General features: G+C 66.0%; 24 protein-coding genes. 4 read left to right on the forward strand and 20 right to left on the reverse strand.

What is annotated here, in order from left to right; all coding sequences use genetic code 11:
* The coding region (locus B5F88_RS09290; protein ID WP_242959705.1) for a nucleoside recognition domain-containing protein at positions 1-670 on the forward strand (670 nt) is incomplete at its 5' end.
* 52 nt (positions 671-722) lie between these two features.
* Here the strand turns inward: B5F88_RS09290 and B5F88_RS09295 are convergent.
* The 18 genes from B5F88_RS09295 to B5F88_RS09380 all read right to left on the reverse strand — a co-directional run bounded on the left by B5F88_RS09295 (position 723) and on the right by B5F88_RS09380 (position 14,813).
* Entirely contained in the window at positions 723-1,133 is a 411-nt protein-coding gene (locus B5F88_RS09295; RefSeq protein ID WP_087344806.1) for a DUF3842 family protein, read from the reverse strand.
* A gap of 30 nt (positions 1,134-1,163) precedes the next feature.
* A complete protein-coding gene (locus B5F88_RS09300) occupies positions 1,164-1,817 on the reverse strand; it encodes a single-stranded DNA-binding protein (RefSeq protein ID WP_242959707.1) in 654 nt (217 codons plus the stop codon).
* 72 nt (positions 1,818-1,889) lie between these two features.
* Positions 1,890-2,306 (reverse strand): cupin domain-containing protein, encoded by a 417-nt coding sequence (locus tag B5F88_RS09305; protein WP_087344811.1) that lies wholly within the window; start codon positions 2,304-2,306, stop codon positions 1,890-1,892.
* A complete protein-coding gene (eutH, locus tag B5F88_RS09310) occupies positions 2,299-3,384 on the reverse strand; it encodes an ethanolamine utilization protein EutH (protein ID WP_087344814.1) in 1,086 nt (361 codons plus the stop codon). The genes B5F88_RS09305 and eutH overlap by 8 nt, the downstream gene beginning before the upstream one ends.
* A gap of 24 nt (positions 3,385-3,408) precedes the next feature.
* Positions 3,409-3,639, reverse strand: a complete 231-nt coding sequence (locus B5F88_RS09315) for a EutN/CcmL family microcompartment protein (protein WP_087344817.1) — start codon at positions 3,637-3,639, stop codon at positions 3,409-3,411.
* Positions 3,614-3,886: a hypothetical protein gene (locus B5F88_RS09320; RefSeq protein ID WP_087344820.1), complete on the reverse strand. Its 273-nt coding sequence runs from the start codon at positions 3,884-3,886 to the stop codon at positions 3,614-3,616. The genes B5F88_RS09315 and B5F88_RS09320 overlap by 26 nt, the downstream gene beginning before the upstream one ends.
* On the reverse strand, positions 3,883-4,497 hold the full coding sequence (locus B5F88_RS09325) for a phosphate propanoyltransferase (protein WP_343286464.1): 615 nt from the start codon (positions 4,495-4,497) through the stop codon (positions 3,883-3,885). Before B5F88_RS09325 ends, B5F88_RS09320 begins: the two co-directional genes overlap by 4 nt.
* Complete coding sequence (locus B5F88_RS09330; protein ID WP_087344826.1) at positions 4,493-5,215, reverse strand: ATP-binding protein; 723 nt, start codon at positions 5,213-5,215, stop codon at positions 4,493-4,495. The genes B5F88_RS09325 and B5F88_RS09330 overlap by 5 nt, the downstream gene beginning before the upstream one ends.
* Positions 5,216-5,509 (reverse strand): BMC domain-containing protein, encoded by a 294-nt coding sequence (locus B5F88_RS09335; protein WP_087344928.1) that lies wholly within the window; start codon positions 5,507-5,509, stop codon positions 5,216-5,218.
* A gap of 196 nt (positions 5,510-5,705) precedes the next feature.
* On the reverse strand, positions 5,706-7,160 hold the full coding sequence (locus tag B5F88_RS09340; protein ID WP_087344829.1) for an acetaldehyde dehydrogenase (acetylating): 1,455 nt from the start codon (positions 7,158-7,160) through the stop codon (positions 5,706-5,708).
* Between the two features lie 4 nt (positions 7,161-7,164).
* On the reverse strand, positions 7,165-7,818 hold the full coding sequence (gene eutL / locus B5F88_RS09345) for an ethanolamine utilization microcompartment protein EutL (protein ID WP_087344832.1): 654 nt from the start codon (positions 7,816-7,818) through the stop codon (positions 7,165-7,167).
* A gap of 4 nt (positions 7,819-7,822) precedes the next feature.
* Positions 7,823-8,695: an ethanolamine ammonia-lyase subunit EutC gene (gene eutC / locus B5F88_RS09350; protein WP_087344834.1), complete on the reverse strand. Its 873-nt coding sequence runs from the start codon at positions 8,693-8,695 to the stop codon at positions 7,823-7,825.
* Between the two features lie 13 nt (positions 8,696-8,708).
* The gene (locus B5F88_RS09355) at positions 8,709-10,073 is read right to left on the reverse strand and encodes an ethanolamine ammonia-lyase subunit EutB (protein ID WP_087344837.1); all 1,365 of its coding nucleotides are present in this window, start codon (positions 10,071-10,073) and stop codon (positions 8,709-8,711) included.
* 18 nt (positions 10,074-10,091) lie between these two features.
* A complete protein-coding gene (locus B5F88_RS09360; RefSeq protein WP_087344840.1) occupies positions 10,092-11,507 on the reverse strand; it encodes an ethanolamine ammonia-lyase reactivating factor EutA in 1,416 nt (471 codons plus the stop codon).
* A complete protein-coding gene (locus B5F88_RS09365) occupies positions 11,507-12,598 on the reverse strand; it encodes a 1-propanol dehydrogenase PduQ (protein WP_087344843.1) in 1,092 nt (363 codons plus the stop codon). Before B5F88_RS09365 ends, B5F88_RS09360 begins: the two co-directional genes overlap by 1 nt.
* 126 nt (positions 12,599-12,724) lie before the next feature.
* The gene (locus B5F88_RS09370; RefSeq protein ID WP_087344846.1) at positions 12,725-12,934 is read right to left on the reverse strand and encodes a hypothetical protein; all 210 of its coding nucleotides are present in this window, start codon (positions 12,932-12,934) and stop codon (positions 12,725-12,727) included.
* Between the two features lie 29 nt (positions 12,935-12,963).
* A complete protein-coding gene (locus B5F88_RS09375) occupies positions 12,964-14,145 on the reverse strand; it encodes a nucleoside recognition domain-containing protein (protein WP_087344849.1) in 1,182 nt (393 codons plus the stop codon).
* 71 nt (positions 14,146-14,216) lie between these two features.
* Positions 14,217-14,813: a TetR/AcrR family transcriptional regulator gene (locus B5F88_RS09380; protein WP_087344852.1), complete on the reverse strand. Its 597-nt coding sequence runs from the start codon at positions 14,811-14,813 to the stop codon at positions 14,217-14,219.
* Between the two features lie 91 nt (positions 14,814-14,904).
* Between B5F88_RS09380 and B5F88_RS09385 the strand changes: the two genes are divergently transcribed.
* The 3 genes from B5F88_RS09385 (at position 14,905) to B5F88_RS09395 (ending at position 16,976) form a co-directional block, all read left to right on the forward strand.
* On the forward strand, positions 14,905-15,777 hold the full coding sequence (locus B5F88_RS09385) for a DegV family protein (protein WP_242959709.1): 873 nt from the start codon (positions 14,905-14,907) through the stop codon (positions 15,775-15,777).
* Positions 15,778-15,934: 157 nt separating this feature from the next.
* Positions 15,935-16,300 carry a CidA/LrgA family protein gene (locus B5F88_RS09390; protein WP_087344858.1) on the forward strand — a complete coding sequence of 122 codons (366 nt, stop codon included), beginning with the start codon at positions 15,935-15,937 and terminating at the stop codon, positions 16,298-16,300.
* Positions 16,293-16,976 (forward strand): LrgB family protein, encoded by a 684-nt coding sequence (locus B5F88_RS09395; protein ID WP_087344861.1) that lies wholly within the window; start codon positions 16,293-16,295, stop codon positions 16,974-16,976. The genes B5F88_RS09390 and B5F88_RS09395 overlap by 8 nt, the downstream gene beginning before the upstream one ends.
* 35 nt (positions 16,977-17,011) lie before the next feature.
* On the opposite strand, the gene B5F88_RS09400 is transcribed toward B5F88_RS09395, so the two are convergent.
* On the reverse strand, positions 17,012-18,382 hold the full coding sequence (locus B5F88_RS09400) for a hypothetical protein (RefSeq protein WP_087344864.1): 1,371 nt from the start codon (positions 18,380-18,382) through the stop codon (positions 17,012-17,014).
* The gene (locus B5F88_RS09405) at positions 18,379-18,849 is read right to left on the reverse strand and encodes an RNA polymerase sigma factor (RefSeq protein WP_087344866.1); all 471 of its coding nucleotides are present in this window, start codon (positions 18,847-18,849) and stop codon (positions 18,379-18,381) included. Before B5F88_RS09405 ends, B5F88_RS09400 begins: the two co-directional genes overlap by 4 nt.
* Positions 18,850-18,872: the final 23 nt, after the last annotated feature.

Genomic DNA, 18,872 nt, shown 5'->3' on the forward strand with positions numbered 1-18,872 from the left:
GCTGTGGGCCGCCCTGCTGCTGACGGGGGTGATCGTGCTGGGGGTGGCGGTCACCTTCCAGGTCTCCCGTTTCCTCTCCGCCACCGTATTGAAGGGGGTGCCCTCCTCCTTTACCCTGGAGCTGCCCCCCTACCGCAGGCCCCGGGTAGGGCAGGTGGTGGTGCGCTCCATCCTGGACCGCACCATCTTTGTCCTGGGCCGGGCGGCGGCGGTGGCCGCCCCGGCGGGGCTGGTAATCTGGCTGTGCGCCAATGTGACGGTGGGGGGCGTCACCGTCTTGGACCACATCACCGGATTCCTGGATCCCTTCGCCCGGCTCATCGGGCTGGACGGGGTGATCCTGGCCGCCTTTATCCTGGGCTTTCCCGCCAACGAAATCGTCATCCCCATCGCCATCATGGCCTACCTCTCCACCGGCACCATTCAGGAGGCGGAGGGCCTGGGCGCCCTCCACCGGCTGCTGACCGACAACGGCTGGACCTGGCTGACGGCGGTGTGTACCCTGCTGTTCTCCCTGTTCCACTGGCCCTGCTCCACCACCTGCCTCTCCATCGCAAAGGAGAGCGGCAGCGTGAAGTGGACGCTGCTGGCGGTCCTCTTACCCACTGGAGTGGGGGTGGGGCTGTGCTTCTGCGTGGCTACTGTGGCCCGGCTGCTGGGCCTGGCATGAAAAGGGGGCTGCCGCAACGGATTGCGGCAGCCCCCTTTTGACTTGCTGCGGGTTATCCCTCCAGCAGGCGGCCCAGCTGATCCACCGCACCCTCCAGCAGACGGGACACCGGCCCCTCGGACACGCCGGAGACGAAAATATCGCACTGGTTCATGGGAATCAGGATCTTCTTGGCCGGGCTCTGTCCCACCACCGCCGCCATGGCCGGGGAGATCTCCCCCATCAGCGCGTCGGCAATGACGATGCCCAGGGGCCCCAGAATCACGTCCGCCTTCCGGCAGGCCACCATCAGGGCGTTCTCCCCCGTGGCCCCCTGGGCCGCGCCCCCTTTCAGCAGAGCGGCGGTGGCCATGCTGTTGGTACCCACCGCCCGCACCTCCACCCCGGGAAACCGGGCCAGAATGGCCCGCACCAGCTGCTGCCCGATCCGACCCCCCTGGCCGTCCACCACCAGGATCTCCATATGTATCTCCGCCCTTCTTTTTTTCTCTTCCTATATGATATCGGATTTGGCGGCGGCGCGCAAGGGGGCGCACTCCCCGGGCATGGGCTCCAGGTGCATCACCGAGATCTCATAGGCGGTGCGCTTTTCCGTGATCCCCTGCTCCACCTTATGATAGTCCCGGCTCTGAAACCGGCCGTCCAGCCGCAGGCCGTCCCCCACACCCAGCTCCCCACAGCACCGGGCCAGGGCTCCCCAGGCGATGCAGGGCAGATAGTCCGCCCGCCCGTACCGCCGGTTCACCGCCAGCATCAGATCGCAGATCTCCCGGCCCAGGGGGGTGCGGCGGAGCACCGGCGGCTTGCACAGTACCCCCGCCAGCACCAGGCGGTTTTCGTCCGGGCCGTTCCCCGGCCGGAGGGAGCGGGCGTGGAGGGTGATGACCAGCCGGCTGCCCCGCCCGCTCTTGTTGTTGAAGGAGCGCACCTCCCCCTCCACCTCCAGGGGCATCCCCGCCCGCACCGGACAGTGCTCCAGCAGCGTCCGGGGGGCGATGATGTTGATGCGGTCCGCCGAGCCAGACAGCCGCAGCACCTCCAGGGGAAACAGTTCATATACCACGCCGTGGGTCTCATGGGACCACACCGGGTCCGCCGCCGCGGTGCCCCGGAGCAGCGCCCGGTTTTCATTCCAACCACTCTGCATATCCATCCACGCTCCTGCTTGTTTTGGGTAACTGTTGGATCTATATGCAGGTTTGTCCCAGGGTATGCCCCCTTACTGTTGGTTCTGCCAGTCGGCGGGGTAGACGAAGTAGAGAAACCGGGCGTGGCCGGTGACCGAGAACTCAATCCCGCTGCCCTTGGGGATATAGAGGAGCTCCCCCGGCCCGGCGGACACCGTCCGGCCGCTGCAGCGGATCTCCAGCCGCCCGCTGATGACATAGTCCATCTCGTCATAATTCAGGGTCCAGGGGAAGGTGGTGTCCCGCATCTCCATGATGCCCACACCTAGCCGGGGGGACTGCTCCAGGGTGAACAGGTCCCGGGTGTACACCTGATCCCCCGGATTGCCGGTGTTCATCCGGTGCTCCTCCGTCACCGCCAGCTGCGGCACCTTCACCGACTGAACGCCGCCCGCCAGGTGCTCGGCGAGCACCTGGCGGATGATGGCTTCCAACTGCGCTCTATCCATGCTGCGCCTCCTTTCGAGTCAGGAACATGGCCACCGCCACCGCGGTGATTCCCCCCACCAGCTTGCCCACGATCATGGGGAAGATCATGGTGGCATCAAAGCCCGCCGTAAAGCCCAGGTGGTCGCCGAACACAAAGGCCGCCGACACCGCGAAGGCCACGTTGATGATCTTACCCCGGCGGTCCATGTCGTGGAGCATCTGGAACATGGGGATGTTGTTGGCCAGGGTGGCCACCAGGCCCGCCGCCGCCACGTCGTTCATGCCCAGCAGATGCCCCAGCTTCATCAGGGGCTTTTGAAAGACCTTGGTGATGACAAACACCAGGGGGAAGGCCCCCGCCAGCACAATGGCGATATCCCCCACGATGGAGATGCCCTCCTCAATGGGGTTAAGGCCCTCAATGAGGGTGAGGGGGGTGAGCTTTTGGATGATGGCCACCGCCAGGCCGATGGTGATGATGACTACGATGAGCTTGCCGAACACCTGAAAGCCCTTTACCATGCCGTTGGGGATGAAGGCCAGCCCCAGGGCGATGAGGACGGCAAAGAGCACGATGGGCAGCAGGTTGCGCACCACCATGCCCACCGGGAACCCGGCGATGAGGCCCCCCACAAAGCTGCCGATGGGAATGGTGATCACACCCGCCAGTACGCCGGTGGCCAGACAGGGCCGGTCCTCCGCCTGAATGATGCCCAGGCCCACCGGAATGGTGAACACGATGGTGGGGCCCAGCATGGAGCCCACGATGAGCCCGCCGAACTGCCCGGCCTCGGGGGTGAGGGCCAGCTCCTGGGCCAGGGGGGCGCCGCCCATGTCGTTGGCCAGAATGGTGCCGGCGAACATGGCCGGGTCGGCGCCCAAAAACTGGTAGAAGGGCACCACCACCGGCCGCAGCAGATTGGCCAGCACCGGGGCCAGGCAGATGATGCCCACCATGGCCAGGGCCAGGGAGCCCATGGCCAGGATGCCCTCCTCAAATTTTTCGCCCAGCCCGAAGCGGTTGCCGATGATCCGGTCGATGGCCCCCAGAGCCATGAACACCACCATCAGGTAGACGATGATCTCGTTGATGGACATTCAAGCATGTCCCCTTTCTTTTCCTTACGGGTCGATAATGCCCACGATGGCGGCGTCCACGGGGATATGTTCACCCGCCGCCACCCGGGCGGCTCCGCCGGTGGCGATGAGCACCCGCTCGCCCTCCCCGGCCCCCACGCAGTCGGCGCACACCAGGGTGGTTTCCCCCACCTCCACCGTCAGAAAGGTCTGGCCGGTGAGGGCGGGGGATTTTTTGGTGGCCCATACCTTACCGGCCACTTGTCCCAATAACACAGACGCCCATCTCCCTCAGCCGCCGCTCCAGGGAGAGACAGCGGCGGTAAATCCCCGCCGGCGCGGTGCGGCGGTAGCGGCGGTACTCCATGGCCCGCCGGTCCAGGCACACCCGGGCCCCGGCCAGCAGAGCGGCCAGCACCTCGGTCTCCCCCGGACTGCCGGGGGCCAGGGCCGCCAGACGGCCCATGCAGTCCACCGGCAGCCAGGTGATCACCAGCGTGGAACCCCGCCATTCCAGCCTCACGGCAAAATCATGCCCCGGTCGCCCTTTTGGAAGCCGCAGGCGTTGGCCTCGTCGTAGTCGATGTGGACGGCGGTGGCAAATTTGGGGGAGATGCGCACCTCCACCCCCTCAAAGACCACCGGCCGGGCGGTAAAGGCCTGCAGGCGCACCTCCTGGCCGTTTTCCACCCCGAACCGGGCGGCGTCGGCGGGGGTCATGTGGATGTGCCGCTTGGCGGCGATGAGCCCCCGGTCCAGGGTTACCAGCCGGTCCCCGTGGCGGATGGTGAGGCCGGGGGTGCCCGCAATGTCCCCCGACAGCCGCACCGGCGGCGTGAGCCCCAGGGCAACGCCGTCGGTGAGGGAGATCTCCACCTGGCTCTCCTCCCGCTCGGGGCCCAGCACCACCACGTTCTGCAAAATGCCCTTGGGTCCCACCAGGGTTACCCGCTCGGCGCAGGCAAACTGCCCCGGCTGGGACAGGTCCTTTACCCGGTTGAGCCGGTAGCCTGGCCCGAACAGGGCCTCCACATGGGCCCGGGACAGGTGGACGTGGCGGCCGCTGGCCTCCACCTCCACCGTCAACCGCCGGACGATCTGTTCCGCCAGATGTTCCAGCGAAAGGGTACTAATGGCGCTCATATTGTCCCCCCTTGAGCTTGCACATCATGATCCACATAAGGGAGCTGAGCCGGTTGAGGCCCAGGATGATGTCCCCCCGGGTCACCGCTCCGTCGGCGTCTTTAAAGGCGGCGTAGGCGGACAGCTCGGTCTGCCGCACCAGGGTGCGCAGCCGGTTCACCGCCAGCAGAGCGGGGGAGTCGGTGTGGGACGGGAGAAAGTGGGGCTGGCCCAGATGTTTGTCCGGGTAGTGGGAGTACTCCCGCAGCTGTGCGGCGCTGTAGCCGCACAGCCTGACCTCCTGCAAAGGCTCGTCCAGCACGTCGCACCGGATGAAGTTGCGCACGAAGGAGAGCACCTCCTCCAGTTCGGCCACCAGCTTTGGATAGTCCGCCGCCGCCCGCTGGGTCAGCAGGGTCTCCGCCTCCAGCGCGTCGATCATCCCCCGAAAGGCAATGCGGGGGTGGTCCTTGGGCACCAGGATATTGCCCTTCAGATGGGTCATGTGTTCCGGTTTTTCGGTGAGGGTGGCGCCGGAGGGGGTGCGGTACACGGCGGGGGAGGGGAGGTTCCCCTCCTCCCGCCCCTGGGGATACACCGCCTGGACCTTGTGGGCGGCCAGCCAGTCCCTGGCCCCGGGGGTGAGGGTCTGGCCCTTGTTTACCACCACCGGCCCCCGGGTCCCGTTGTCCGACATCCGGCGCACATCCTCGCGGGTGAGCAGCTCCATTTACTCGCTCATCCCCTCGCCATGGGGCAGAATGTGGTCCACCTCGGCGTGGGGCCGGGGGATGACGTGGACGGAGATCAGCTCGCCCACCTTCTCGGCGGCGGCGGCCCCCGCGTCGGTGGCGGCGTTCACCGCCCCCACGTCCCCCCGGACCATGACGGTCACCAGACCGCCGCCCACCTGCTCCTTGCCCACCAGCTGGACGTTGGCGGCCTTCACCATGGCGTCGGCGGCCTCAATGGCCCCCACCAGTCCCTTGGTCTCTACCATACCCAGTGCGTTTGTATTTGCCATCTTGTGTTCTCCTTTCTGTTTGGGAGCCGCCTTGGCGGCCCCTGCCTTGGGGGAAGATTTTGCTTTCGGTTTGGCCGCCCCGGGGGCCGGAGGCTCGGGGGGCGGCGCGGCCAGGGAGTCGGTGAGGGCCTGGACCTCCCGGAGGATGCTCTCCTTGGGGTCCATCAGCACGCCCTCGGCGTTGACCTCGCTCATGTCACTTCAGCCTCCCCATGATCTGCTCCACCAGCCGGTCCAGCAGGCTGTCATCCACGGTGTAGGGGCTGGCGGAACCAGCCTGGCCCCGGAGCTGCTCCAGCTCCTTCACCCCCCAGGCCACCCGCTTGATGTTGATGAGGTCCAGAGGGCCGATGTTGTTGGAGCTGGAGGAGCCACCCACCGCTCCGCAACCCAGGGTGAGGGCGGGGAACAGGCAGGTGGTGGCCCCGATGCCCCCCAGGGAGGCGGGGGTGTTCACCAGCACCCGGCTGGCGGGGACGGCGGCGGCGAATTTCTTGGCCACGGCCTCGTCCTCGGTGTGGATGGCGAAGGTGTGGCCCGCCCCCTCCCACTCCAGGATCTCCACGCACCGGCGGAGCACCGCCTCCTCATCCGGCTCCACATAGCAGGCCAAAATCAGCCCCAGCTTCTCGCTGGAGTAGGGGTGGCCCTTGCCCACCCCGGTCTCCCGGGCCACCAGCACCCGGGCGGAGGCGGGCACCCGGGTCAGCCCCGCCAGCTTGGCCACCGTCTCCACGCTCTTGCCCACGATGGCCGGGTTCATGGTGCCGTTGGAGCGCAGGATGAACCGGGAGAGCTGCTTTGTCTCCTCCTCGTCCAGCAGGTAGGCCCCCTGAGAGCGGAGGGCGGCCTTTACCGCCGGCTCCATCCGGGCCTCCATGATGACGCTCTGCTCGCTGGCGCAGATGGTGCCGTTGTCAAAGGTCTTGGAGTCCAGAATCCGCTTCACCGCCTGCTCCACGTTGGCGGTGTGGTGGATATAGGCCGGGCCGTTGCCCGCCCCAACGCCGATGGCGGGGGTGCCGGAGGAGTAGGCCGCCTTCACCATGGCCGCCCCGCCGGTGGCCAGGATCAAACGGGTGATATCGTGGCGCATCAGGGTATTGGTGGCCTCAATGGTGGGGGTGGTGATGCAGGAGATGCTGCCGGTGGGGGCTCCCGCCCGCTCCGCCGCCTGGCGGATGACCTTCACCGTCTCCAGGATGCAGCCCACCGCGCTGGGGTGGGGGGAGAAGATAATGGGGTTGCCCGCCTTCAGGCAGATCATGGCCTTGTAGATCACCGTGGAGGTGGGGTTGGTGGAGGGCACCAGCCCGGCCACTACCCCCACCGGCACCCCGATATCCACCGTCCGGTGTTCTCTGTCCTCATGGAGGATGCCGTGGGTCTTCTGGTCCCGGATGGCCTCATACAAGCTCACCGCCGCAAAGCGGTTTTTGATCTCCTTGTCCTCTTTTTTCCCAAATCCGGTCTCCTCCGCCGCCATGGCCGCCAGACGTGCGGCGTGCTCCGCCCCGGCGGCGGAGATGGCGGCGGTGATCCGGTCCAGGTCCTCCTGGCTCATGGCCGCCAGGGCGTTCTGGGCCCGGCGGGCCTGGGTCAGCAGGTCCCGTACCTCCTGAATGGAGCGCAGATCCTTGTCAAATTCCATGCTGTTACACCTCCTTGGGTCGGGCGGCCACCGCTTTTACAGCCTCGGAAAAGGCGGCCGCCGCCGCATCGCAGGCGCTCTGGGTGCCGGTGAGCAGCCCACCGCCGAAGTTGGTCTCGGTGGGGGGCTGGAACAGGGTCACTAGCTCCACGTCGGCGGCCTTCATGGCCTCGTCCAGCCCCACAATGGCCTCCAGGGGCGGGGCGATCAGGTAGGCCAGAGCCTCCCCCTCCCGGATGCCCGCCACCTTGGACAGGTAGGAGCCCGTCCGGGAGACGGTGTGGGCGAAGTAGACGATGGAGTCGTCCTCATTGGCCGAGCGGAAGCCCACCCCGCTCTCCATAAAGTCGGCGCAGGCGCGCAGGCCGGACTCCACCTCCGCCGGGTTGGGCCCGGCCAGGATGCCGATGACCTCTCCCGCCAGTTTGGTGGAGGCGTTGCCCGCCCCGGCGTACAGGGAGCGGCCGTACACCACCTCCACCGCCGCCGTCTTGGTGGCCTCGTCCAGGGCGCAGTAGGTCACGTCGTCGCTGTCGGCGGTGATGAGGCCGATGGAGCGGTATCCGTTGGGCAGGCCCAGCTTTTTGGCCAGCGTCTCGCTGACGTTGGCGATGGTGCGGGCGGCCAGTACGCTGGCCTGGATCAGATCTCCCGTCATATCCTCACCCCTTCAGGTCGATGCCGCTGGCCTTTTTGTCCAGCATGGTCTTGATGAGCTCGGCGATGTGGGCCCCTGCCTCCACGGCGGTGGTGCCCCCCTTGTGGATGTTGGAGATCACCGTCCGCTTGGACTCGGGTATGCCGATGTGGGGCTTGTAGGTCAGGTAGGCGGACATGGACTCCGCCGTCACCAGCCCCGGCCGCTCTCCCACCAGCATGCACACCACCTCCGCCCCGGTGAGGTCCCCGATGTGGTCGGAGGCCCCCACCCGGCAGTACTTCACATAGAGCACCGGGCCGCCCTCCAGGCTGTAGGCCTTCAGCCCCGCCCGGATGGCCTGGAGGCAGTCCACCGCGTTGGCCTCGATGGCGGCGGAGCTGAGTCCGTCCCCCACCACCAGGGCGATTTTGGGATTGGAGCCAAATGTTTTTTTGATGATGGCCTGATTCTGCTCGTCAAACCGCCTGCCCCGGTCCGGGCGTGTCAAGTATTCGTCCTTGCTCTGGCACAGGGTCTGGACGGGGGTAAAGCCGTTCTGGGGGGCGAATTCGTCGGGCACGTGGGAGAACACCGAGTCCTGGGCGGCGGCGTGGTCGGCCCGCATCCGCAGCATGGACAGGGTGCGGTACCGGGCCCCCGCCCGGCCCAGGCCCAGGCGAGCGGGGGTCTTTTTCTTCAGCTCCCGAAAGGCCGTTTCATTCCGGGGGTTTTGGACCAGATACTGCCCCCGCAGGTCGGTCTGGGTGATGTCCTCCAGGCAGCCGCTGGAGGGCTCCGCCGGGGCGTGGGAGGGTTGGGCGGTTTTCACCGGCTCCTGCCCCGCCAGCTCCAGCACCATCCGCTCCACCAGGGAGCGCAGTTCTTGTTCGTTCAAGCGCAAAACCTCCTTATGCCAGCAGCACCGACGCGTCCCCCGCCAGGGCGGTCAGCTTGCCGTTCTCCACAAAGCCCATGTCCTCCAGCCAGCGCTGGAAGGGGGGAATGGCGGTGAGGCCGAAGATCTCCCGCAGGGCGGCGGTCTCGTGGAAGCCGGTGGTCTGGTAGTTGAGCATCACGTCGTCCCCGTGGGGGATGCCCATAAAATAGTTGCATCCGGCGGCGGTGAGGAGCACCGCCAGGTCCTCGATATCGTTCTGGTCGGCCTTCATGTGGTTGGTGTAGCAGGCATCGCACCCCATGGGGATGCCGGTGAGCTTGCCCATAAAGTGGTCCTCCAGTCCCGCCCGGATCACCTGCTTGGAGTTGTACAGATATTCCGGGCCGATGAAGCCCACTACCGTGTTTACCAGATAGGGCTGGAACCGCTTGGCAAAGCCGTAGCACCGGGCCTCCATCACCAGCTGGTCCGCCCCGTGGTGGGCCTCGGAGGAGAGCTCAGAGCCCTGGCCAGTCTCAAAGTACATCACGTTGGGCCCCACGGCGGTACCCTCCTTCAGGGCCAGCTGACGGGCCTCCTCAATGAGCCTGCCGTCCAGACCGAAGGCCTCGTTGCCCTTCTGGGATCCGGCGATAGACTGGAAGATCAGGTCGCAGGGGGCCCCCTTCCGCACTGCCTCCATCTGGGTGGTGACGTGGGCCAGCACGCAGATCTGGGTGGGGATGTTCCAGCGGTTGCGCACCTCGTGGAACCGGTCCAGCACCCGGCGCACGCTCTCCACGCTGTCGTCCACCGGGTTCAGGCCCAGCACCGCGTCCCCCGCCCCGTAGGTCAGCCCCTCCAGCAGGGAGGCCAGGATGCCGTCCGGGTCGTCGGTGGGGTGGTTGGGCTGGAGCCGGCAGGACAGGGTGCCCGGCAGGCCGATGGTGGTATTGCAGTGGGCGGTGACCTTGATCTTTTTGGCGGCGTAGATCAGGTCCATGTTGCTCATCAGCTTGGTCACCGCGGCGATCATCTCCGCCGTCAGCCCCCGGCTCACCCACCGGATGGCGTCCCCGTCGTGGTTCTCTGCCAATAACCACTCCCGCAGCTCGGATACCGTCCAGTTCTTGATCTGGTCGTAAATCTTCTCGTTCACGTCGTCCTGGATGATGCGGGTGACCTCGTCCTCCTCATAGGGGACGGCGGGGTGGTTGCGCAGGTCGGCCAGGGTCAGGTTGGCCACCACCACCTTGGCCGCCACCCGCTCCTCGGCGTTTTCGGCGGCGATCCCCGCCAGCCGATCCCCCGACTTCTCCTCATTGGCTTTGGCCAGGGCGTCTTTCACCGACTTGAATTCGTAGACATGCCCCAGCAGCTTGGTCTTGAGTATCATGTGATCGCTCCTTTGCGGCTACGATTTGTGAAATGCAATGGTTTTGATAACAACAGGTAATACCGTGCCCCCGGCCACCGGGGCCCCGATGTCCATATAGTCCCCGTTGTCCACCCCCACCCCGTCCAGACAGAGCAGGGGGCCGGTGCACAGGGCGGCCATGGCCTGCCCCAGCACCTTGGCCTGGTCGGCCTCCACCGCCACAATGGGCACAAAGCCCGCCCGGCGCAGAGGCTCCAGACCCCGGACCACACCCTGGGCCAGTTCCTGCACCCGGGCGTAGCTGGGATTTTGCTCCCCCCGGAGGGCCAGCACCAGCTGGGTCAGCCCCTCCTGATCGGCGTACCAGCCCAGTTTGTCCACAATGCGCTCCGCCAATTCCTCCGCCGTGCCGGTTTCCTCCCGGGCGGTCAGCTTGAGAATAGGCAGGCTTTTCAGGGGAAAGGTAATATCCCGGTAGAAAATGGTGGAGCCGGACAGGTCGGTGGCGTGGCTCCCCGCCCCCACCACCGTGGCCCGGATGGTCTCCGCACCCTGGAACCGGCCCACTCGCTGAAAGGCCGGGGAGGCGGCGATGGCCTTCCCCAGCAGCACCCCAATATCCCCATAGGCCAGCCAGTTTTCCGGCGGGTGGTAGATGCAGTCGGCCACACCCCCGGAAAAGGACACCACCGGGACGGCCTCTGCCGTCCAGCTGGTGCCCTGGGTGAGAAAGGCGTCCAACCGGTCCCGGCCGGGCCGCAGGCCTGCCGCCTGCTCCAGGGCCTCCACCATGATCTGAATGACGGGGGCCAGCCCCTCCGGCGTGGCCAGCTCCCCCACCGCCGGGGCGGGGCACCCGGCCCGGGCCAGCACCGGCGACACGTAGGTCACCCGCCCGCCGGGGTCCAGCTTGATGAGCCGCCCGCCCACGTCCAGGCAGCCGGTGGACAGCAGCTCCCCGTGGGCGTATTTGGCCAGGTTGGAGGTGCCGCCGCCGATATCAAAGTGTAATACGGTGGTGTGATGCTCCTTGGAGTATTCGTCCGCCCCTGCTCCCCGGGCGGCCAGGATGGACTCCAGGTCGGGCCCGGCGGTGGCGACCACGAAATCCCCGGCAAACTCCGACAGGGCGGAGAGCACCTCCCGGGCGTTCTCCTTCCGGGCGGTCTCCCCGGTGATGATCACCGCCCCGGTGTCCACCTGAGCGGGGGAGAAGCCCGACTTGCGGTACTCCCCGGCCACGATGTTCCGTACCCCGGCGGCGTCGATGACGGTATCGGACAGCAGGGGAGTGAAGTGGATATCCGAGCGGTAGAGCACCTGCCGGTCCGAGATGGCCACCCGGGGCACCGTGAAGGGGGCGGCCCGGTTCTCCAGGGTGAGCCGGGACAGGATCAGCTGGGTGGTGCTGGTGCCGATGTCGATGCCCACCGAGAGCAGCTGCTCTCCCATCAGACCAGCTCCTTCAGCAGGCCCTTCACGTCCTGGGCGGTGGCGGGCCTGGGGTTGGAGGGGGTGCACAGGTCGGCCAGGGCGGCGGCGGCGATGGCGTCGGAGTCGGCCTTCACGGTCTTGCCGTCCACCCCGCAGGAGGATAGCCGCTGGGGCTGGCCCAGCTGGCTGCGCAGCCGGTTGAGGCCGAAGATCAGGGACCGGCTGGTGGGGGAGAGGCCGCACAGCTGGGCCAGGCGGGCGTATTTTTTGGCGGCCTGGGGCTGGGCGGCGTTGAAGGCCACCACATGGGGGAGGAGCATGGCGTTGAGCCGCCCGTGGGGCACGTGGTAGCGGCCCCCCAGGGCGTGGGCCATGCCGTGGCACAGCCCCAGCCCGGCGGCGTTGAAGGCCATCCCCGCCAGGTTGGAGGCCAGCAGCATGTCCGCCTTGGCCTCGCTCTCCCCCTTGGCATCATAGGCGGGGCGGAGGTTCTGGAAGGCCAGCACAAAGGCCTTCTCCGCCAGAGCGTCGGTGTACACCGTGGCCTTGTTGGCCACGTAGGCCTCGGCGGCGTGGGCCAGCACGTCCATGCCGGTGTCCGCCGTCACCGCCGGGGGCACCCCCTTCAGAAAGCCCGGGTCCAGCACCGCCTGGTGGGGGAGCAGGCTGTCGTCCACCAGGGGGTACTTGACCCCCTTCTCGCTGTCGGTGAGCACGGCGAAGGAGGTGACCTCCGACCCGGTGCCGGCGGTGGTGGGCACCGCGTACACCCGGATCTCCCCCGGCGCCCCCATCTTCTTGCCGAACTCCACCATGGCCTTGGCGCAGTCCATGGCCGAGCCGCCCCCAAAGGCCACCACCGCCTGGGGCTTGAAGTTGGCCAGCTTCCGGGCCCCCTGGGCCACCATCACCAGCGGCGGGTCGGGGACCACGTCGGTGTACTTCTCCACGGTGCAGCCCTTCAGACGGGCCAGCACCTGGTCCAGCAGGCCGGACCGGGCCAGAAAATCGTCGGTGATCACCATCACCCGCTGCCCGGCCAGCTCCTCCAGAGCGGCCAGAGCGTCGTTGCCAAAGGAAATGGCTGTTTTCAGCTGAAATCGTTCCATGGGCGCCCCCTGTTTCTTCCTTGATGGGGTTAGTATGTCAGGCAATGGACGGATTATGCAGGCCCTTGCGGGCAAAAACGCGCAAAAAAAGACCCCGGCGGCGTACCGTCGGGGTCAAACAGCTGGTTATAGTTTGAAATCTTCATCTTTAAGGGCGCTGAAATCCGGGGCCGTGGGCAGGGGCGGCACCCGCTTGAGCGGGTCGTACCGGAACGACCGGCAGCTCCCGGCGGGGGTCACCACACCCTTCTTGGGGCAGAGGATCTGCTCCCCCTCCAGCGGCGTTCCACGCTTGCAGTAGGCGCAGCGGGGCTCGATTTTCTTTTGAAACAGCATGGGACAACGCCTCCCTTTTCTGCTTACCATTATAGCATGGAGCGCCGCCGCTTGCCAAGGCCTTTTCTGGCCGCTGCCGCCGCCACCAGGAAAAAGAACAGGAACACCACCCAGGCGCACACCACCGACAAAACCAGGGCGCTGGAGAAGTCGGTGTCCGCGATGTCGGCCACCTGCTGGGCCAGGTAGGCGGATACCTCCGCGTCCAGAGGTACCACCCGGGCCAGACCGGCGGTGAACAAGGCGGCCAGGCCGCCGTGGAGCAGCTTGCCCATCAGGTAGGTGCGGGGGGACAGGCCGCTGTCCCCCAGAAAGGAGAGCACCTGACAGTGGACGGAGATGCCCGCCCACCCCAGCATAAAGGCCGCCATGGTCAGCCGTCCGGTGAGGGTGCCGTCCCCCGACAGGGTCCACACCCCGGAGGAGATCTCCACCACGCCGGTGAGCAGCCGCTGGGCCCACTCCGCCGTCATGCCGAAGGGGGCCAGGACCGTCCCCAGCGCCTTGGCCAGGCCGGGGAGAAAGCCGGAGGTCACCAGCATCTGGATCACCACCGTGAAAAACACCACAAAGGCGCAGATATTCAGGGTGGAGAGGAAGGAATTTTTCACCGCCCCGGTAAAGGCGGCGGTAAACCGCTGGGCCTTGAAGGGGGGCGCCGTCCCGCCCCGCCGCCCCTCCTCCCGGCGGCCGTAGAAGCGGAACAGGATCCCAATGCACACCGAGGCCAGGGCGTGGGCGGCGCAGAGGAGCACCCCTACCCGGCTGCTGGCGAACACACCCGCGCCCACCACCCCCAGGATGAAGGCGGGGCCAGAGTTGTTGCAGAAGGCCAGCAGCCGCTCCGCCTCGGTCTTGGTACACATGCCGTTGCGGTACAGGCCGATGGCCGTGGTGGCCCCCACCGGATAGCCGCCGATAAAGCCCAGGGCGAAGGCGGAGGCGCAGGCTCCGCTGACGTTGAACAGGGGCCGCATCAGCCCCTCCAGCAGCCGGCCCAGGTAGCCCGCCAGCCCCAACTCCACCACCAGGGAGGAGAGCACGAAAAAGGGGAACAGGGAGGGGATGATCACGTTGCCGCACAGCTTCAGGCCGGTACGGGCCGCCTCCATGGACGCCTGGGGATAGAGCAGCAGCGCCAGGGTGGCCGCCACCAGCCCCACCCCCAAAAGCAGATCCCGCGCCCCTTGTTTGGACAACAGTCTGGACATGGCCCTCACCTCCGTCAAGGATGCATATGCCCTTGAGAGGAAAAAGTTGCCTGTCCCACACAAAAATCAGGTCAGTCCTTTTGGAAGGTGCGGCTGAACAGGGTATAATCCTGCTCCAGCCGGGATAATAAGGGGTAGCTGCCCCGGTGGAGGATCCAGTCCACCACCACGCCCCGGAAATGGCGGAAGAGAAAGTCGGCCAGCCACTCCGGGGTGCAGCCCGGCATGGGCACTCCCTCCGCCTCCATCTGCCGCAGGCACTCCAGCACCGAGCGCAGGGTGAAGCGGGTGGGGTCCATGCAGGAGGAGTCGTCGGGGGAATCCAGCCGCCGCTGGTAGTACCGGGCCACCAGCTCCCAGCCCTGCTCCTGGGTGAAGCGGGCGTAGGTGGACAAAATCAGCCACAGCCGCTGGTCTGGCGGGTCGTTTTCATGCCCCTCCAGCGCCGCCTCCATGTGCCGGTCCAGAGGGGCGAAGCCCCGGGAGAGCAGATCCTCCTTGGAGCGGAAGTGGTGGTAAAAGGCCCCGGTGGTAATCCCCGCCCGCTGGCAGATGTCCCGCACCGATACCTTGTCAAAACTGTGCTCCCGGGCCAGCACCATGGCAGATTCCAGAATGGCCTGCTCGGTCTGCTTGGCCTGCAGCTGCCGGCGCTGATGATAGTCCATATCCGCTCCCCCTTGACATTTCCTTTACATACCAGTTATAATAATAACATAACAATGTTATGCGACAATGACTTCATTATAGAGTAGGATGATGACCTTGTCAAATCCGGAAAAAATCGCGCTGCTCACCGACTCCACGGCGGACCTTACCGCCGGCATGCGGGCGGGCAAGCCCATTTATACGGTGCCGCTGAAGATCATCTGTCCCGATGGGGAATTTTCCGACGGCGTGGATATCTTTGCCCAGGATGTGTACGACCGCCTGCATCGGGGGGAGCTGCCCCGCACCTCCCTGCCCGAGGGGGGCGCGGTCAGCGACGCCCTGGACCGCATCCGGGCCGACGGGTACGAGAAGGTCATTGCCCTGATGCTCTCCGGGGGCCTGTCAGGCACCTATAATATGGTGCGCCTGCTGGCCAGCCAGCGGGAGGACCTGGAGGTGGTGGCCTTTGACTCCAAAAGCGGCTCTCTGGGGCTGGGCATCATGGTGCTCCAGCTGTGGGAGGAGATCCAGGCGGGCGCGGACTGGGACACCCTGATTTCCCAGCGGGTGCCCTTCCTGGTGGAGCACACCTTCCCCTTTTTCTCGGTGGATACCCTGGAGTATCTGTACAAGGGCGGGCGCATTGGAAAAGTGGCCGCCATGGCGGGCACCATGCTGCAGATCAAGCCCATCATCACCTTTGCCGACGACGGCCAGCTCCAGAGCGTGGCCAAGGTGCGGGGCCGCCGCCAGGTTCAGGACAAGATCGTGGACCTGATGCGCCAGCATTTCCAGCCCGGCAGGCGGTATAATCTGGGGGTTGCCAACGGCGGCGCGCCGGAGGAGATGGCCCAGCTGTCCGCCAAGGTGCGGGCCGCCTTCCCCGACTATGAGCACTGCTGGGAGGGGGCCATGGACGCCACCCTCAGCGTCTACATCGGCGACGGAGTGATCGGCGCCGGCATTCAATTTCTGGACTGAACAGGCAAGAGGGGGGCCGCGGCGGATGCCGCGGCCCCGCTCTTTGCGCACATTGTACCATAGGGGCGGAAAATTGGGCCGGAATCTTGGTTTGACAAATGGGTGGGATGGTTTTAGAATCGGAAATTGATTTTAATACCCTGGAGGCGGCATTTCCGTGAAAATCATCATCCAAGTTGCCATCATTTTTTCCATATGCTGGATCAGCCAGCTTGTGGAGGCCCTGCTCCCCATTGCCTTTCCCGCCAGCGTCATCGGCATGGTGCTGCTGCTGGCGCTGCTGCTGAGCCGGGTCCTGCGGGTGGATCACATCCGGGAAAAGTCCGACTTTCTGCTGTCCAATATGGCGTTTTTTTTCATCCCCGCCGGGGTGAGCGTCATCAACTACTTTGATGTGCTGGCCAGCAATCTGCTGCCCCTGCTGGCGGTGTGCGTGGTCAGCACCGTGCTCACCTTCGGGGTGACCGCCTATGCCGTAAGCCTGACCCGGAAGCTGATGGATGGGAGGAAGAAACATGGCTGAGCTGTTTGCGTCTCCTTTTTTCGGCATCTCCCTGAGCATTGTGGCCTTCCTCATCGGGGTGCAGCTGCGGAAGAAAACCGGTCTGGAGCTGTGCAACCCCCTGCTCATCGCCATTGTGCTGGTGTCCGCCGTGCTGCTGGTCTGCCGCATCCCCTATGAGGACTACAACCAGGGGGGCGCGGTGATCAACCTGTTCCTCTCCCCCGCCACCGCCTGCCTGACGGTGTCCATCTACACCCGCATCCAGCTGCTGAAGGAGAACTGGCTGCCCATTCTGGTGGGGTGCACAGCCGGGTCCCTCACCTCCATGGGCAGCATCTACGTCCTGTGCCGCCTGTTCCGGCTGGACGAGTCGGTGACCGCCTCCCTGCTGCCCAAGTCGGTGACCACCCCCATCGCCATCAGCGTCTCCCAGAGCCTGGGGGGTATCCAGGCCATCACGGTGGTGGCGGTGATCATCACCGGCATTCTGGGCAGCATCTTCGCGCCTTTGCTCATCAAGCTGTTCCGGGTGAAGGACCCGGTGGCCGCCGGACTGGCCATCGGCGCCTGCTCCCACGCCGTGGGTACCTCCAAGGCTCTGGAGCTGGGGGAGACCGAGGGAGCCATGAGCGGGCTGGCCATCGGGGTGTGCGGGATCCTCACCGTGGTCATTTCCCTGTTCCTTGTGCCGTAAAAAAGCGGGAGCCTTGCGGGCTCCCGCTTTTTGCGCTATTCCAGGGGAAAGACCTTGGGGCCGCCCGCCGGCAGGATCACGTCGCTGCCGGTGACCAGTCCGGCCAGGTCGGCGGGGGAAATCCCCTTTACATCCCAGGTTACCACAATGGTGGAGCCGTCGGCCTGGGGGTAGTGAATGGAAAAGGCGTCGTACACCCAGGCGGGGGTGTCCCACAGGGCGTCGTCCCCATAGCTGCCCCACGCCTCCAGAGCGGAGGCGGTGACATCCTCCGGCTGGAAGTCGGGGGCCGGAAGGCTGGCGTAAGAGGGAAAGCGCATGACCTGGACATAGAGATAGCCGTAGCTATGGGTATACAGAATATTCAGGGAGTCCCAGCCCTGGTCCACACTCTGGTGGGCGCTCCCAAACCGGAAGCCCAGGGGAAGCGCATCCGGGTCGGGGAGGAAGATAGCCAGATCCTCTCCATAGGCCTCCTCCTGGGTCAGCTCCTGGCCGCCCTCCGGTTGGACTATGGCGGTGCCCAGGTCCAGAAAGCCCTCCCCGTTGGTGCGGGAGATCAGGTGCTCGGTGGTGAAGCCCCCGTCTGCCCGGGTCGCGTTCCACAGAAGCACGCAGGGCAGCCAGGTGGCCGCGTCCCCGTTCTCCCCGGTGTAGACGAAGTCCACCCCCAGCTCCCCCACCTGGAAGGTGGCCCGGCAGGTCATCTCGTACAGCCGGTCGCCGTTGGTGTCGGCATAGGTCATGGAGCTGGTGACCTCCACCCCGTCCACCTCCTGAACGGCAGCGTCGGTATAGATCGTACTCAGCAGGGGATACTGACCGGGCCAAAGGGTCAGGGTGAAGGATTCCGTGTCCCGCACGCCCCGGATGGAGGCCTTGTACACCGTGCCGTCGGCGTTGTAGATCACCATGCCGTCCAGACCAAAATTGTACCAGCACAGGCTCCAGGGGATGTCATCCCCGCCGCCGAAAATGGACAGAATATCCTCAGCGGTCATAGGCTCGGAAAAGGAGCCCTCCTGCGGGCCGTAGTCCACCATCATTGCTTCGGAATCGTTGCAGTCGGGAAAAGAGAGCGTCGGGATACCGAAAAAGGTGTGGGGCTGGCCCTGGAAGGGGTCGCCTCCCACGGTCAGGGTGTGTTCTGTGGTCTGCTCCGGCGGGGCACTCTCCACCACGCCGGGGGTGGCGGCCACCCCGGCGGTGGGGGAGACCTGCTGGGGGACGGTCCCCCTCCAGGGCTGCCACAGGCCCACCACCGCCAGCAGGCAGCAGGCGGCGGCCAGGGCAAAGGCCGGGGCGTATCTGTTTCTCCGGCGGCGGGGAGGCGCTCCGGCCAGCAGCTTTTCGTGAAGGCTGGCAGGGGCGGTGATGCGGTCCATATAATTCCGATAGCGGTTCATTCCCATTCTCCTTTCAGCAGTTCCCGCAGCTTGTCCCGGGCCCGGGCCAGACGGGAGCGGACGGTGCCCTCCCGCCAGCCGGTCATAGCGGCGATCTCGGCGGTCTGGTAGCCCTCGTAATAATAGAGGTGGAGCGCAGCCCGGTCCTTGGGGGGCAGGGACTGGATCACCTCCAGCACCGCCTGTTCCTCCGGGTCGGCGGCGGGATAGCTCTCCAGCAGCGGGGCGGTGCGCCGCCGCCAGGGGGAGCGCAGGCGGCTTTTGCAGGCGTTGACGGTCACTTTCAGCAGCCAGGAACGCTGGTGGGCGGGGCTTTCAAATGCCGGGTCCTTTTCCCACAGGCGCAGGAAGGCCTCCTGCACCACGTCCTCCGCCTCCTGGGGGTCCCCCAAAATGGCCAGGGCGGCGCGGTACAGGGTGTTTTCATAGGCGGGGATCACGTCCTCCAACCGGTTGGACTGGGTCATTTTCCTCCCTCCTTCACCCTTAT

The sequence above is a fragment of the Flavonifractor sp. An306 genome (assembly GCF_002159455.1).
Taxonomy (GTDB): domain Bacteria; phylum Bacillota; class Clostridia; order Oscillospirales; family Oscillospiraceae; genus Flavonifractor.

Coding starts and splice junctions, on each gene's coding strand:
- B5F88_RS09295 (WP_087344806.1), bottom strand. CDS start 1,133: ATGGAGATCCTGGTGGTGGACGGCCAGGGGGGTCGGATCGGGCAGCAG.
- B5F88_RS09300 (WP_242959707.1), bottom strand. CDS start 1,817: ATGCAGAGTGGTTGGAATGAAAACCGGGCGCTGCTCCGGGGCACCGCG.
- B5F88_RS09305 (WP_087344811.1), bottom strand. CDS start 2,306: ATGGATAGAGCGCAGTTGGAAGCCATCATCCGCCAGGTGCTCGCCGAG.
- eutH (WP_087344814.1), bottom strand. CDS start 3,384: ATGTCCATCAACGAGATCATCGTCTACCTGATGGTGGTGTTCATGGCT.
- B5F88_RS09330 (WP_087344826.1), bottom strand. CDS start 5,215: ATGGAGCTGCTCACCCGCGAGGATGTGCGCCGGATGTCGGACAACGGG.
- B5F88_RS09335 (WP_087344928.1), bottom strand. CDS start 5,509: ATGGCAAATACAAACGCACTGGGTATGGTAGAGACCAAGGGACTGGTG.
- B5F88_RS09340 (WP_087344829.1), bottom strand. CDS start 7,160: ATGGAATTTGACAAGGATCTGCGCTCCATTCAGGAGGTACGGGACCTG.
- eutL (WP_087344832.1), bottom strand. CDS start 7,818: ATGACGGGAGATCTGATCCAGGCCAGCGTACTGGCCGCCCGCACCATC.
- B5F88_RS09355 (WP_087344837.1), bottom strand. CDS start 10,073: ATGATACTCAAGACCAAGCTGCTGGGGCATGTCTACGAATTCAAGTCG.
- B5F88_RS09360 (WP_087344840.1), bottom strand. CDS start 11,507: ATGGGAGAGCAGCTGCTCTCGGTGGGCATCGACATCGGCACCAGCACC.
- B5F88_RS09365 (WP_087344843.1), bottom strand. CDS start 12,598: ATGGAACGATTTCAGCTGAAAACAGCCATTTCCTTTGGCAACGACGCT.
- B5F88_RS09370 (WP_087344846.1), bottom strand. CDS start 12,934: ATGCTGTTTCAAAAGAAAATCGAGCCCCGCTGCGCCTACTGCAAGCGT.
- B5F88_RS09375 (WP_087344849.1), bottom strand. CDS start 14,145: ATGTCCAGACTGTTGTCCAAACAAGGGGCGCGGGATCTGCTTTTGGGG.
- B5F88_RS09380 (WP_087344852.1), bottom strand. CDS start 14,813: ATGGACTATCATCAGCGCCGGCAGCTGCAGGCCAAGCAGACCGAGCAG.
- B5F88_RS09385 (WP_242959709.1), top strand. CDS start 14,905: ATGACCTTGTCAAATCCGGAAAAAATCGCGCTGCTCACCGACTCCACG.
- B5F88_RS09395 (WP_087344861.1), top strand. CDS start 16,293: ATGGCTGAGCTGTTTGCGTCTCCTTTTTTCGGCATCTCCCTGAGCATT.
- B5F88_RS09400 (WP_087344864.1), bottom strand. CDS start 18,382: ATGAACCGCTATCGGAATTATATGGACCGCATCACCGCCCCTGCCAGC.
- B5F88_RS09405 (WP_087344866.1), bottom strand. CDS start 18,849: ATGACCCAGTCCAACCGGTTGGAGGACGTGATCCCCGCCTATGAAAAC.